Source organism: Mojavia sp. (assembly GCF_059505145.1).
In genome coordinates, this window is the sequence record NZ_JCACKA010000063.1 from 433,955 (window position 1) to 448,027 (window position 14,073).

The window sequence follows — 14,073 nt, forward strand, 5'->3', positions numbered from 1 at the left end:
TTGGCTGACCCCGTTTGAACAATTATCAGTTTCTCAAAAATTTTTGCTTTTTCTGATTTTCTAATATTTTTTTTATTTTTTCTTACCTTATATTTTCTCTATCTAAATAGAAATTAAATAACTTAAAGAAGATGAAGATAAATAAAGGAAAATAGTAGACGATTAGTTGCTAAACTCCTCCATACAGTAGCTATGTTACTTTTAGAGTTACTTTGCCCTGCTTATGAACGCCGTTGTCGTTGTTGCTCCCAGCGCCACAGAAATACCATCAAGGCAACGATTCCTACTTGAAGGAATAAGCTTGGCAAAGTGCTATCAATATCCCGCCCTGCAAGTAGTTTAAAAAAAAAGACGAATGCACCAATTAAACCGGATGCACCGCAACCAATATAAATAAATTGTCGCAAGCCGCGATACGGGGCTGCCATTTCTGCTTTGAGGCGGGCATATTGTTCTGGGTTGAGGCGATTTTTTTGATTTTGTTCTACCATGGGTAAATATTGATGCTATACTTTTAGATTGTGTATGCCGATGTGGCTCAGTGGTAGAGCAGCTGATTCGTAATCAGCAGGCCACGGGTTCAAATCCCGTCATCGGCTCTTTTTGAAAGTCTTGCTTAAGAATACAGTCTCCCATAAATCAAGCTTGTCGCCAAATGTTCGCCACAGTCGGGTAAGACACTCATCACTTAAACACACCGAGGGAAAGAAGTGGCTCTGGCAAACTTCAATGTTTGGGTTTCTATCAAAGAGTCTGAACATAGCTAGGATAAACCACTTAGCTATATATACGGTACTAGATTGTAAAAGTATCTCACGCAATAAGAAAAAATCTGCTCAATAACCTAACTTTATCCATCAAGATGGCTTGGCTATTTAACTCATCCCACAGCTACGAAAACATTGCTATGCTCGTTTTCATAAAATCCATGTATTTCGAGTCATTAAGACTAATAACTAATGAAAAATAAAGCAAACACAATAGTTTTAAGTTTTATTTTTTGAAACATTTTAAATATTCCTAATAATTTTATACACTGAGGAAAAAACAGTAGGACTAACGTTTCTCAACTCTAGAGGTTATGTGCAATAAAGTTTCTAGCTGAACAAAGCATAAATACTTCAAGCCAGGAATCTTTGCTTTAAACATGTTTCATCATAACGATGCGTTAGCCCTACTATTAACTGACGTACTCTTGATTAATTTATGCCTTTTCTATACCCTTATTTACTATGGGCAAAAATCATAAAAAATCAGGTATTTGCCTTAAAAAGAAAAAATTATTTTATTAAATAAACTTAATACAATTTGAAGAATAAATTAAGAACTTAGGCAAAGCTAATCTGACAACAATTTTCATTAGAAATAAGCCATGAAAATATTGCTAGGAGAATCAAGGATCTATCTATCTTCTCCAACTCCAAAATTTCTATTACTCTTAGGTTCAAACTGCTATAACTTTTAATAGCATCATCAATTTCTAAAATATATAAATTGTGTTATATCAAGCTTTAACTATGAATCGAACTCAGTTTCACAAAAAGCTTTTAATAAATTTATACAATTAGCGATCGCCCCTAAATGAGCAATCTCATAGCCGTGGGTATTTTGGGTGGGAAATGCTAAACAAGCTGCACGACCCACATGGCCAAATTTCATTGCAATTGAGGCATCGCTACCGAATTGGCTCAATGTTGCTAGCTGGACTGGCATATCAATCTGCTTGGCACAATGGCGTAGTTGCCCGTTTAGAGTCTCATCATAGATACCATAGGCATCCTGAGAAAGGATAACGGGACTTTTCCCATCCTCAATTGGATATTCGTTAGACAAAGGACAAATTTCCAAAGCAATTAAAGCATCCAGCACCTGATTTTGAGTGAAAAATAATGCCCCAATTGCCCCTACTTCTTCTTTTGCTGATGCGACTAAATAAACATTGACTGCTGGCTGTTTCACTTGTTGAGCAAGGGCCAGGAGAATAGCCAAAGAAGCTTTGTTATCTAGGGTGTAACTGGCGATATGATCCTTCAACCTGACTGGGTGTTTGCGATGCTTACCAATTACCATTCTAGTTCCGGGTCGAATGCCAGCTGCTTCTAATTCGACAGCGCTAAGTTTCGTTTCAATCCAGGCATTTTCCCACTTGACAGCAGTATCTTCCTGTTGGACTTTTTGGGGCGATTCATGGGAAACGTGTCGAGAACCAAAGCTGAGAACACCACTGATGGTTTCATGATCTCCCAATAAATCTACAACACCTTCACCATAAATCCACGGGTAAGAGCCGCCCAGCTTGCGGACTTCAACGCGCCCTGCATCACCAACAGTTTTGACAATTGCACCAATCTCGTCTTTGTGGGCTGTTATTGCAACTGCTTTGTTAGGATTTTTACCAGGAATTTTTGCAATTATATTATCAGCGCGATCGCTCCAAACTTCCACACCCAGAGTTGCAAATCGCTGCATTAAAAATCGGTTAATCTCAGTTTCGACACCACTAGGAGAATGGTGCATGACTAATTCTTCAATTATTTTAAATAACTGCTCGTAATCCCACATAAATGTATTGTTTTAAGTTAACAATTAAGTATAAATATTTTTAGTGAAAATCACATCATCAAAGGTCAAAATGCAAGCTATATCCAGAGCAAAGCCAAACTTTTTTCAGCAACCAACCTTTGCTTCATTGAAAGATGAACGTTTGCATCGCAAGCAACGCCTAGCAGCAGCATTCCGCCTATTCTCACGGTTTGGATTTGATGAAGGTATTGCAGGCCATATCACTGTACGTGATCCGGAACACCCTGAGCATTTCTGGGTTAACCCCTTAGGAAAACACTTCGGTTTAATTCGAGTGAGCGACCTAATTTTAGTAAACCAAAAGGGCGAGGTAATTGAAGGCGATCGCCCAGTTAATACGGCAGCTTTTGCCATTCATTCCCAAATTCATGCAGCTCGTCCCGACGTAGTAGCAGCAGCCCATGCCCATTCTATCTATGGCAAAAGCTGGGCTAGCCTCGGTCGCCTACTTGACCCCCTTACCCAAGATGCCTGTGCTTTCTACCAAGACCATAGCCTCTTTGATGACTATACAGGCGTAGTTCTGCAATTAGAAGAAGGCAAGCGTATTGCTGACACATTAGGCCGCAATAAAGCCATAATTCTCAAGAATCATGGCTTGCTGACAGTGGGGCATTCAGTTGATGAAGCTGCCTGGTGGTTTATTACTATGGAGCGTTCTTGCCAAGCTCAGTTATTAGCTGAGGCGGCCGGCAAACCTCACCTCATCAAACCAGAGTCTGCAAGTTTGGCACATCAGCAGGTAGGAGGACATGACTTAGGTTGGTTTAGCTTTCAACCTTTATATGAGTTGATTGTGCATCAGGAACCAGACTTGCTGTCGTAACTAATGGCTGTTTTCGTTTACGCTTGAGTACAGATGCTGCACCCCAAGCACCAATTGCCAACGTCCCCAAGGCTGTTGAAGGTTCAGGAACTGACTTAGCATTAATCGCTGCCAATGCTCTGTCTGCTATCACCTTATGAGTAGCGGTGGTTGGATGGACATCATCCCAAAACAAATACTTGTCTGGATTAGGACAAGTAATGTAAGTTGTTGGACTAGTTAATTTTAGGCAAGGGTCAGTAACATTTGTAAAACCGAATGTATCAGGAGATGTGGTCGCTTCCTCAAATAAGGAATTAACATCAACAGAAATGATATTAAGATTCGGGTTATTGCTCAAATCGTCCAAGGTTTGCTTTAAAGCAGAGTTATACGTATTAACCGACTGTTGCAGGGTATCTCGCACCTCTTGTGGCTGGCTTTGCTCAAAGGGTATCTTACTCAAATCTGGCAAATTAAATACTAGAATATTTTTCGCACCGGCTCCTGTAAGAGTATTCAACGCCTGCGATATGTTATTGAGCGGTGTAGTTGAGTCTTGTGGGTTAGTAAAGATGAAATCGTTCGCACCTCCCCACACAGTATAAAGTGCATCTGGGTCAGCCATCTGATTTTTTGCTTGCAGATTTGCTGCAAAACCCTGGACTTGTGCTTGCACTCCTGGTAAACCTGAATTGGGAAATACAGCATTACCCAAACCAGAAGAGGCACCTCCAAAAGCAAAGTTTACACCTTGGGTAGGTAACGTAGTATTAGGAAGCTTAGTGAAATCCAAATCTGGTACTAAATCGGTTACTAAAGTGGTCTTTAACTTTAGCTGATCTGCAAGATAGTCTACCCATATTTGACCATTAGAAAAACGTCCCTCAAAATAAGGTGGGCTTGGAGGGTATGTTTCCCCCAACGCATTGTAGATATTGCCAGTATCAGAGAGACTGTCGCCAAATACATAAATCCCACTAAACTGTGCAGCAGTTGCCTTCAGTGGCAACATAAAAGTAAAGATAACAAATCCTGCCGCTACAAATTCTTTTTTCATTTTTATTGGTCTTTATTATTTGCTACTTATGACTTTAAAAAAACTCAAAACAGATAGCTAAATCTATTAGGTGTCTTCTTAACTATTGTAAAAAGAAGTACGATTTATCAGAAATACTATAGAGTTTATACTTAAATAAGTTTAGAATATTATTCATTCAAATATCAACTAAAATTCTGAATCAATACTTAAATTTACCCTATTTTGAAATTTAATTTACAGTTTTTTTACAAACAATAGTAAACCCATAAAATCAAAAGTTGGGTAGTTGGGTTAATTGCCTATTTATTGCTAGCTAATTGCCAGCTAGTCCTAATGAAAAATTTCATCACTATGCATGAAAAAGCGACTGGGGACAAGGAGAGCAGGGGAGAGTTTCTGACTCAGCACTTAGCAGTCAGCGCTCAACACTTAGAACTCAGCACTCTTTCAAGCTAGAGACTAGGTATAACAGAATTAGTTTGGCGATCGCTTTAACTTTAAAGCATCAACAGCCGATATTCCCTCACCCTGAGTACCGAAATACCACAAAGCCGCTGCCGCCTCAGCGCGAGTAACTGGTTTTTTGGGTTGAAATAATGTTGTGTAGCCAAATACTCGCCGAATATTTGACTGTTCGCCATTTTGGTGATCGGCTAACACTGCTCTTAAAGCCTTGGGGTCAATTTTACCCGCATCTTGGAAACCCCAAGTTTGCTTGACTGCATCTAAGTTAGCCGCAGGTAGAGCTTGGCGAGTATCCAAAGGTAACTTCCACAACAGCAATTGCTCCCGTGTTAAAGGTGCATCAGGACGGAATAAAACTGCTGTAGAATCCCCAGATAAGGAACTGGGAATTAATCCGGCTTCGGTTAATCCCTGAATTATGGGAAAATCAGGGTCTTTTGATGACACATCACTAAAAGCAGATTGAGCGCTTTCCGCTGCCAAGCGAATCTGCTTTGCTGGATTATTAGCATACATTGCATTGTTAGCAGCCACTAGCCAACGGGCATATTCCCGACGAGTAATGATTTTACTCGGTGCAAATTGGTTAGTTGTGACATTTGAGTTGCTCTTATTTACTTGAGATTCTAAAGATAAAACACCTAATGTTGCTAAATCTTGGATGTATTGCCGTAGTTGTTGTGGTGCTTTGTTCAAATCGCTGAATTGTTGAGATTCAGATGTAGCTGTTGTAGCAGTTACTTGACTATCAGAATTGCTTTCTGGTTGTGTTGCCAAATTTTCTGGTGGTACAGGGCCAATAAACTGCGGATCACCTGACTGGGGAACGCCGTTAGGATTTTGGGTGTTAGTATTTTCGCTGGCTATGCTTGTCGGTACATACTCAATCAGTAATTGAGTGGCTGTTTGTGGTTGATTGGGTGAAGGGTTCGTGACTGATTGAGCTTGAATGGAAACCTTGACAAGCAAATCATTACGCCGCGCCTCAAAGACGCCTCCTGTATCATCTGTTGGTTGTTGCAAAATTTCCCAGTTGTTTGCCTGCAACTGGTTACGGTAAAAGCTGGCAATTAAATTACTAGGGTCAGAACTCAGCCAGCGCGTTGATACTCTGTTTTCTGAGCCACTAGCAGGTGTAACTTCTTCTAGTTTGGCATTGGGATATAAAGGAATATCTTTGGGCAAATCATCTGGCAATCTAACTGTTGATTCGTTTTGCTGTGCTTGCAGTTCGTTAACCTTAGCTTCGCCAAACACAACTGGGTTATTTTGCAACTGAGGATCAGCCGCCAACGACTCTTCAAGGTTTTTGGCGCTGGGACTGTTAGCACAGGCTGTTAACGAAGAGAGTAAAACAGCCAAACTCAGAAAGATAGCTGGACGTTTAAAGGGCAGCACAGTAAATCACAAATCTAATGTCAATTCCTACCCTAGCGCAGACTTTGAACTGAAGTTATGAAGAATAAAATTTTTTAGTCTAAAGCCTTAGTTTATTTATAGTGGTTTGGCACTGGGTGTAATACATTAAGGAATTATCGAACCACAGATAAACACCGATTAACACAGATAAATCTGTACTTTATTCAAATGAAAACCGCTATATGTTTCTCTGGTTCTATATATACAACGTTAAATGTCTGAAAACTGCAAAGGTTAGTAGCCTAGCGGGTACGTGAGAAAATTGGAGAACTTTTACACGTAGAAAACGTCCAGTTATTAAACGAGCAATTCCTTTGAGGCGTGCTTGAAGTCTCACCCAGAGAAACTTTAGCGTTCCACCCTTTTCACTATCAGCATACAAGGGCATAAAGGCAAGTTTGCCGTAAAGAACGTCAGCACGGTGAGTTTTGCTAAGATTGTTTTGGTAATGCTCAGGGTTGGGTAAACCTCCATGTTCGCCATAGTTCCGCCAAGGAATATAGTTTTTCAAATTTTTGTTGCGGAGAAAAGAATCAATAGTAGAGTCCCAACTTGAATAGTTACTGGCTCCCACTTTCGCGTTAATCTCATCTACTAGTTCTAGTAAGTAACGGGCACTTTGTGGAGTCACAATATAAGCGACTGTTGAAGCAGAAAACCCTTCACCATAGCCATCAGATGCAACACTGTATAGTTGCGGCGCACAGGTATATAACCAGCTAATTCCAACATCACCGTGGTTAGGATTAAACGGTAGAGGTAACTTGCCAAAATTAACTACTGGAACGAAGTCTGCCTCAATAATGATTGTAGGTTTAGCCTCTTGAGTAGCTATTTCCCAGGCTCGTCTGTGGTTCATTAGACACAGGTAACTACGAGAAAATTCCTGAAATTCCGCTTTAGTTTCTTGCCTAAGAACTTCGGGTTGGAAGCCTTCTGTGATCAATACTTCTTCAAGCTGCTGAGTTGATTCTTTGTAGGCAATCAACAAGACTCTAGTAATGCAGGCAATAAGATGATTTTCATTATGCTTGTGCCTAGTATTTGCCAATTCAATAGTCTTCATATTAATAGAATTAAGGATTGCAATAGTATGACCAATATTAAAATTATGTTTTAAATATTATATTTAGTTGATGTTGAGTACCTGAATGTACTTGGATACTGATGCTTTTAAAGTAAATTGTTCAAGCCAAGTTAAATCAACTGATGGAAATTTTCCAGATAATACATTTAAAATTGCCTCTGCCATAGCTTCACTATTACCCACCGGAACTAGCGAACCGTACTTACCATGATTAAGAATTTCCGCAGGCCCGCTCTTGCAGTCTGTGGAAATTACTGGAGTTCCCAGAGCCATCGCTTCTACAAGTACATTTCCAAAACCTTCCCAAGCTGAAGACAACACAAACACATCTGCTTGAGCCATATAAGCATATGGATTTTTCTGGAAACCAAGCATTGCCACATGATTTTTTAAGCCTAATTCTCGCACTCGTGCATCAAGACGAGAACGCTCAGTTCCACTACCCAAAATTACCAGCCGAGCTGGTATAACCTGTTGTACTAAATTAAAAGCATTGATGAGGGTGAGGAAATCTTTTTGCTCCATTAAACGCCCTACACCCAACACTACTGGTAGTTCTCCAGAGCGAAACCAAGGATGTTCTACAGGTTCTTTCGCCTGTTTCAAAATTTCAGGAGTTATTATTGGATTGTAAATAACCTGAATTTTTTCTGGAGGTAATCCTGTTACCTGAGACAGATCCTTTGCAACCCCTTGAGAAACCGCTACAATACTATTTGCCCACGGGTAAAAAAGCCGTGATGTTAAAGGCGTTAGACGTGCTGTAAGCTGTGGTAAGCGTTTTGCTTCTTGGGAAAGTGTATTGTGCTCCGACACTACTACTCTTGTGGACATTCTAGAGAGATACTTAGCCCATAAAGCAATCTCGCAAGGATAGTGTAGCGCCGAAAGTAGGGTTATTGGTTGATTCTGCCGTAAGTAGTTCATCAATTTAGGCAGACTGGTTGGCAGCTTTGGAGCTTGCAAATCTACAATCCGTACTTTAGACGACACATCTGATAAGTAAGGGCCATCAGATCTAGTAAGCACTAAATCTACTCTCAAGCCTTGATCAACAAAGCCTTGTGCCAAATTCACCATACTCCGTTCAGCTCCGCCACCTGAGAGGGAGCGTAAGAATATAGCAACATGGGGTGAATTGGCAGGCATAGTAATTTTGTCTGAGAACTTACAGTTATAAAGTTCCCTGAAATGCCGTCGAAGTAACATTGTCAGGAATACAGCCTTAATAGAAAAAAGTTATAGCAATTTTTCATTTTTGGTATTATAGATAACTAAAAAAAATTAGTAATCTGATAATTGTGGTTCGGGAAACTGATTTAGAACTCGCCAAAGAACCGTGTAGCTACCATCAGAACGGCGACGAACTGGACGAAAGGCAAAGATGATGTCACTGCTGTGCATCTGTTGTAATTGCTCTAAAGTGCTGGGTGCTTGTCGAGCAAGTTGTGTGCCACTCAACATGATCTCTGGTAGTTGAAATTGTAGCGATCGCACCAAATAAGTGTGGTTTAATTCGGCTTTAGCATTAGTTAAAATTACTGTACTTAAATTCCAGTTCTGGTCTTTGCCAGTGAGGAATCGCCGCCTTTCTACTTGTAAATCATCTAACTTCTTAGGAGGCTGGTAGTTGAGAAAGAATTCTCGTGTAGATCGCGCAACAGCTTGCAGCCTATTATCCAACTTATCTAGGGGAACATCGCCCAGATCCACCATGAAACTGTAATCTACTCCTGGATGCTCTAACTGAAAACGTTCTCCAACCATCTGAAGTGTTAGACTTGGAGTAAATCCGCCTTTAGTATTGCCCAAAGAGGGGAAAGGATAACGTTCGCTGACACTAGCTTGCAATCGATTCTGGAGAGTATTCGGTGGACGATGGTAAGCCAAATCAGGTAATACGCGGAAAATACCAGTACCAGGCAATTCCAGAAACTTAGTGTAAATTTGTGGTTCTTGGGGGTCGATGTCGTAGCTAAAGCGCTCAAGTATCGCAGAAGTTTCCCCAGGATCTGTAAATCGAGTGCCTGAGGGGAATTCTACCTGTGCTGTAGTCAAGAGTTTCTTGGCAGATGCCACAATATTGAGTGCTTCTTGTGGTGGTGCGATCGCTGGTTGCAGAGGCGGTACATAGTCAGCTATGGCTGTTTTCGCAGTCCTACCAATAATTGGTAGTGCGGGTGAAGTTAAATTCGGTTCTTGTGTAGAAAAGGGTACTGCCAGTTTGCCGAGGTTAGGACGCTGCACTGGCGCAATCGAAAGCACAGGATCTAATTGGCGTTCGCCAGTCACTAAGGGTAATTGTCTAACTAAGGCTAATTCACCTCGACGAGATAACAAGCGATCTAGCACTGGAGAAAGTTTTAATAATTCCTGGCTAGAAGCATACAAAGAACAGTAAATTTTTAATTGTGACTCAGTTAACTGCTCGCCTAAAGGGGAATTAGTAGCGAAGTCTGCTCTTGAGTTACACAAGGTTTTAGGACTTTTGTATTGACTGTTGAGAAAGTTCTCTACAAACTTGGTATGGACAGTGAGTTGTCCTCGGACAGATCGCATCCGATTCACATCAGGTGAGGCAATAGCTTGCTCAATCCGAGCAATTAGATTTATTTGCTCTTGCACCAGCAGACTTGCCATAGTATAAAAGTTTTCACTGGCAGATTCTGCTTTTAAATTTTGATTTGGGTAATATTGGGCATTATAATGATGCGTTTGAGTATTACCTGGAACAGAACCTAAGCAAAAAGGAAGTAAAAAGCTGAAAAAGATGCATCTCATGTGAAAAACCTTGTTCTGAGAAGAGTATGAAAAATCTAAAATAGATATTAAATTGAAAAGAAAGAACGACCACCGACAAGCGTCAGTCCATTTTAGTTTCTGTAAAGCGTCGCCGGGTTGTTACCAGTGCTGAAACACGATTACATGCCAGTTTCCCAAGATCAGCCGAGCTATTCTGAGGCTCCACTCCAGCTGTTGCTGTTTGTCGATGGACGCCCCAAGTCCCGACAACAGGTTCAGCGAATACGTGCTTACTTAACAGAATTGCAGGCTGGGTATCAATTTGAACTTCAAATTATTGATGTCGGACAACAACCCCATTTGGCGGAACACTTTAAATTAGTAGCAACGCCAGCTTTAATCAAAATCCACCCAGAACCCAGGCAAATCATCGCTGGGAGTAACATCATCGCTCAATTGAAAAACTGGTGGCCGCGTTGGCAAGCCGGTGTAGATACTTATTTGAAATTACAGGAAGGCTTACAAGAACGTATAGACGACAATAGCCGCCTAGCATCACCTAAATCTACAATTAGTTCAGTTGCTGTTTCCGCCGAACTCATCCGCCTCTCTGACGAAATTTTTCGTTTGAAACAGGAACAAGAGAAACTTCAAGAGCAGTTGCAATTTAAAGACCGGGTAATTGCTATGCTGGCGCATGACCTCCGCAATCCTTTAACTGCTGCCGCGATCGCTATAGAAACTCTTCAATCGAACTATAATACTGAGACAGGCGAATTCCAGCGCTTGAAACCGGCAATGACAGCGCACTTATTAAAACAAGCCCGCAGCCAAACCAAGACAATTGACCGTATGATTACGGATCTTTTGCAGGTAGGCAGGGGAAATGATACTGAGCTACCAATCGTACCCCAAAAAATGCAAATCGGCAAACTCTGTCTAGATGTACTAGAAGAATTGCGCGATCGCTACAATGCCAAATCCCAAAAGATAGAAACAGATATCCCTAAAGATTTGCCTTATGTGTATGCCGATCCGGAGCGCATACAGCAAGTGCTAGTCAACCTGCTGGACAACGCCATCAAATACACCCCTGCTGGGGGCAAAATTAGTGTTGCTGGGTTGCACCGGACTACTCAAAAAGTTCAGTTCAGTATTGGCGACACCGGGCCAGGAATTCCTTATGAAAACCGCGATCGCATCTTTGAAAACCATTTTCGTTTGCAAAGAGACGAGGGTACAGAAGGTTATGGCATTGGTCTTTGTTTATGCCAACGTATAATTCGGGCACACTATGGACAAATTTGGGTAGACTCTGTACCCAATGGCGGAGCATGGTTCCACTTCACTTTGCCGGTTTATCCGTCTTAGTATTGATTAAGCTTGGATAGACTTATAAAAATTCGTACTTATACTTTAATCCCTAATCACTTAAAACCGCAGATCAGTGTTAAATTTGTCATAAATTTAAAATTTAAATCGTGTAACTTTAAATGCCAGAATGCCCACAAAATTTGAATTTTTTGCCTTTAAATTTTGAATTATTTAACTATATTTCTAATATTTTACAAAATTCACTTACCTGAGAATAATACGATTACGCCCCTCTGCTTTGGCTTGGTAAAGTGCCTTATCTGCTGCAACAATCAAATCTAAAGGTGAAGATTCCCAGCTGGGAACCATAGTTGCCACCCCCATACTCAGGGTGACATACTGACTAACAGCAGAACCATCATGAACAATTTGCAAATCTCTCACTCCAGCTTGCATTGCCCCAGCAACGTGAGCTGCACCAAGTGCATGGGTATTAGGCATAATTACAGCAAATTCCTCTCCGCCATAACGTGCTACTAAATCATGATTTTTCTGTGCTTTACCACTTAACACAGTACCCACCTTTTGTAAGCAAAGATCCCCAGCTGGGTGACCATAATTATCATTGTAAAATTTAAAAAAATCTATATCACATAAAATTAAGGATAAAGGCAATTCCTCCTGTGCTAAATTAATCCACTGAGTATTAAGATAATCGTCAAAGCGGCGACGATTAGCTAACCCCGTTAAGCCATCCACGTTAGCCAGATGCTGCAAAGCTTGATTGGCCGCCTCCAATTGTTTGTAGACTTGGGCTTGTTGTAGGAGTCGTCGTAACCTCTGGCGCAAAACAGCCCAGTGAATAGGCTTGGTAATGTAATCTGTTGCCCCTACTTCAAAGGCACGGTTTACCGAGTCTTCATCGTCCAAGCATGTAATTATCAATATAGGAGTGCGCTCCCATAGCTTTGAGATTACAGTATTACCTAGAGCAGAGTCAGTGTCAAAAGTTGCTAGAGCTGAAATCAGATTATTTCTAGCAATCTTCAGCAACTGCTGACAGCATGTAAAGCCATCCATCACAGGCATTACCGCATCAAGCAAAACGATATCCGGCTTAATTGTCTGGTAAGCATCTAAACACTGCTTACCATCATTCACTTCGACCACTCGATAGCCTTCTTGTTCCATAGCTTTACGCAACAGCACTCGGATGGTCTTGTCATCATCAGCCACTAAAATCAGTGGCGGTTGCTTAGAAAGAGAAAATGGGCTTATGCCTGACATGAATTGCGTTCCACACAAAATGAGAGCATAACTAGGGGCGAGTCTAAGAAAACCTGCCCCCTAACCAAATCGCCTGTAAGCGATAGTTTTTATCGTATTCAGAATTCTAGTTGACAGGCGATCAAAGAGAAGATAAATAGGGAAAACATGTGTTTGGTGTACCATGATTGCCCAGAAATGAGCGGATTTATAGAAGCTAGTAATAAGCAGCTTTTTGATGTACCCGTTTGTTGCATCTCCTGTAATACCAATCTTAGGTTGAACAATTTATCTACGCAGCGAGCTTTTAGAGTTTCCTGAAAAAAGGCTGTGCTGCTAAACAATAGGGACGCTTGCTCTCTCATCAATGCCAAAACTGGCAGCAAAACTTTATCCTGCTGTCGGAGAATAGAATGCTTGATAATTCTCACCCAAGCAAATCGCAGATGGTTAAGTTGCATAGACAATTTATTTGAAATATAAAGGCAATTGTTATCATTTTGTCTAGCTATAGGCATAGTAATAAATGTTATTACTTATATTTCCCTACTACTAAAGTCGAATTGCCATTTATCAGAAAACTTCAAATACTCAGCTTGATTCCTTAATTACGCAGTAATTTTTGACACTAAGGAAGAAAAGCGTAATTGCCAAAATACGCTCAGAAAATATCTCATTGTAAATCTTCTTAACAGACAGAACAAAACTATTCAGTCCTTTCAGCAAGCTTTTCCGACTTTAGAGCTAATTCATCAGATTAATAAAAGGTAGAGTGCAAGCTATTGGGTCAAGTAGAATTCCTGACTTACAAACTGAGCTACTTATCCAGCTTCAAAAAGGTAGATGGTTTGTTAACATAAGTATTGTTATAGATATATCTTAAAAAAATAAGTAGTATTTTATTATAAATATTAATTTGATAGCTAAATTAACCAAAACCTTAAAGTTTTTAAAACATATGTCGATACTCAATCCAAGACAAATTTATAAATCCTTCGCAATTAGTGCATGATATTTGTGTATTTTTACAAGAAGTAGCCAGAAGTTTAGAGTCAACATAAATAACCAAAATAAAATGCCCAATTCTTTAATGTATATGCAGGACAATTTTGTTGTCCTAGAAACAAACCAACCAGAACAATTCCTTACTGCCTCAGAGTTATTGGACAAGCTCAAGATAGTTCTAGAAGGACTTAATTTTCAAGATTTGCCACCTGATTTACAAAAATTTGATGTAGTGGAAGACCAAGCTAAGTATTTGATCGATACTACTTGCTCATTGGATATAGGACCAGGCAAATATTTGCAGTGGTATGCAGTACGCTTAGAAAAGTAACTTCTTTAGAGGAT

Annotated in this window: 11 protein-coding genes and 1 tRNA gene; 4 read left to right on the forward strand and 8 right to left on the reverse strand. The window is 40.4% G+C overall.

The features are described from left to right. Nucleotides 1-221: 221 nt before the first annotated feature. The gene (locus AC5JL8_RS14185; RefSeq protein ID WP_495880408.1) at nt 222-491 is read right to left on the reverse strand and encodes a DUF3493 domain-containing protein; all 270 of its coding nucleotides are present in this window, start codon (nt 489-491) and stop codon (nt 222-224) included. A 36-nt stretch (nt 492-527) separates the two neighbouring features. On the opposite strand from AC5JL8_RS14185, the gene AC5JL8_RS14190 reads away from it, so the two are divergent. Beyond that, a tRNA-Thr gene (locus tag AC5JL8_RS14190) sits at nt 528-599 on the forward strand. A gap of 916 nt (nt 600-1,515) precedes the next feature. Here the strand turns inward: AC5JL8_RS14190 and AC5JL8_RS14195 are convergent. Continuing rightward, entirely contained in the window at nt 1,516-2,562 is a 1,047-nt protein-coding gene (locus tag AC5JL8_RS14195; RefSeq protein WP_495880409.1) for a M42 family metallopeptidase, read from the reverse strand. A 70-nt stretch (nt 2,563-2,632) separates the two neighbouring features. Here AC5JL8_RS14195 and AC5JL8_RS14200 point away from each other — a divergent pair, with 70 nt between their 5' ends. Further along, nucleotides 2,633-3,409 carry a class II aldolase/adducin family protein gene (locus tag AC5JL8_RS14200; RefSeq protein WP_495880410.1) on the forward strand — a complete coding sequence of 259 codons (777 nt, stop codon included), beginning with the start codon at nt 2,633-2,635 and terminating at the stop codon, nt 3,407-3,409. Here AC5JL8_RS14200 and AC5JL8_RS14205 read toward each other — a convergent pair. The 5 genes from AC5JL8_RS14205 to AC5JL8_RS14225 form a co-directional block, all read right to left on the reverse strand. After that, complete coding sequence (locus AC5JL8_RS14205) at nt 3,351-4,448, reverse strand: SGNH/GDSL hydrolase family protein (RefSeq protein ID WP_495880411.1); 1,098 nt, start codon at nt 4,446-4,448, stop codon at nt 3,351-3,353. The two genes, AC5JL8_RS14200 and AC5JL8_RS14205, sit on opposite strands and share 59 nt — an antisense overlap. Nucleotides 4,449-4,904: 456 nt before the next feature. After that, a complete protein-coding gene (locus AC5JL8_RS14210) occupies nt 4,905-6,293 on the reverse strand; it encodes an S-layer homology domain-containing protein (RefSeq protein WP_495880412.1) in 1,389 nt (462 codons plus the stop codon). 217 nt (nt 6,294-6,510) lie between these two features. Next, nucleotides 6,511-7,380, reverse strand: coding sequence for an LPS biosynthesis glycosyltransferase (locus AC5JL8_RS14215; protein ID WP_495880413.1), 870 nt, complete (start codon nt 7,378-7,380; stop codon nt 6,511-6,513). A gap of 63 nt (nt 7,381-7,443) precedes the next feature. Then, complete coding sequence (locus AC5JL8_RS14220) at nt 7,444-8,550, reverse strand: glycosyltransferase (protein ID WP_495880414.1); 1,107 nt, start codon at nt 8,548-8,550, stop codon at nt 7,444-7,446. A gap of 135 nt (nt 8,551-8,685) precedes the next feature. Next, nucleotides 8,686-10,182, reverse strand: a complete 1,497-nt coding sequence (locus tag AC5JL8_RS14225; protein WP_495880415.1) for a hypothetical protein — start codon at nt 10,180-10,182, stop codon at nt 8,686-8,688. A 126-nt stretch (nt 10,183-10,308) separates the two neighbouring features. On the opposite strand from AC5JL8_RS14225, the gene AC5JL8_RS14230 reads away from it, so the two are divergent. Beyond that, nucleotides 10,309-11,514: a histidine kinase gene (locus AC5JL8_RS14230; protein ID WP_495880416.1), complete on the forward strand. Its 1,206-nt coding sequence runs from the start codon at nt 10,309-10,311 to the stop codon at nt 11,512-11,514. A gap of 207 nt (nt 11,515-11,721) precedes the next feature. Here AC5JL8_RS14230 and AC5JL8_RS14235 read toward each other — a convergent pair whose 3' ends face one another. Continuing rightward, on the reverse strand, nt 11,722-12,744 hold the full coding sequence (locus AC5JL8_RS14235) for a GGDEF domain-containing response regulator (RefSeq protein WP_495880417.1): 1,023 nt from the start codon (nt 12,742-12,744) through the stop codon (nt 11,722-11,724). Nucleotides 12,745-13,798: 1,054 nt separating this feature from the next. Between AC5JL8_RS14235 and AC5JL8_RS14240 the strand changes: the two genes are divergently transcribed. Then, nucleotides 13,799-14,059 (forward strand): CRR7 family NDH-1 assembly protein, encoded by a 261-nt coding sequence (locus AC5JL8_RS14240; protein WP_495880418.1) that lies wholly within the window; start codon nt 13,799-13,801, stop codon nt 14,057-14,059. Nucleotides 14,060-14,073 lie beyond the last annotated feature (14 nt).

What these genes read in the sequence shown, in the direction of transcription:
- AC5JL8_RS14200 (WP_495880410.1), top strand. Translation starts at nt 2,633, where the DNA reads ATGCAAGCTATATCCAGAGCAAAGCCAAACTTTTTTCAGCAACCAACC.
- AC5JL8_RS14240 (WP_495880418.1), top strand. Translation starts at nt 13,799, where the DNA reads ATGCCCAATTCTTTAATGTATATGCAGGACAATTTTGTTGTCCTAGAA.
- AC5JL8_RS14195 (WP_495880409.1), bottom strand. Translation starts at nt 2,562, where the DNA reads ATGTGGGATTACGAGCAGTTATTTAAAATAATTGAAGAATTAGTCATG.
- AC5JL8_RS14235 (WP_495880417.1), bottom strand. Translation starts at nt 12,744, where the DNA reads ATGTCAGGCATAAGCCCATTTTCTCTTTCTAAGCAACCGCCACTGATT.
- AC5JL8_RS14205 (WP_495880411.1), bottom strand. Translation starts at nt 4,448, where the DNA reads ATGAAAAAAGAATTTGTAGCGGCAGGATTTGTTATCTTTACTTTTATG.
- AC5JL8_RS14215 (WP_495880413.1), bottom strand. Translation starts at nt 7,380, where the DNA reads ATGAAGACTATTGAATTGGCAAATACTAGGCACAAGCATAATGAAAAT.
- AC5JL8_RS14220 (WP_495880414.1), bottom strand. Translation starts at nt 8,550, where the DNA reads ATGCCTGCCAATTCACCCCATGTTGCTATATTCTTACGCTCCCTCTCA.
- AC5JL8_RS14185 (WP_495880408.1), bottom strand. Translation starts at nt 491, where the DNA reads ATGGTAGAACAAAATCAAAAAAATCGCCTCAACCCAGAACAATATGCC.
- AC5JL8_RS14225 (WP_495880415.1), bottom strand. Translation starts at nt 10,182, where the DNA reads ATGAGATGCATCTTTTTCAGCTTTTTACTTCCTTTTTGCTTAGGTTCT.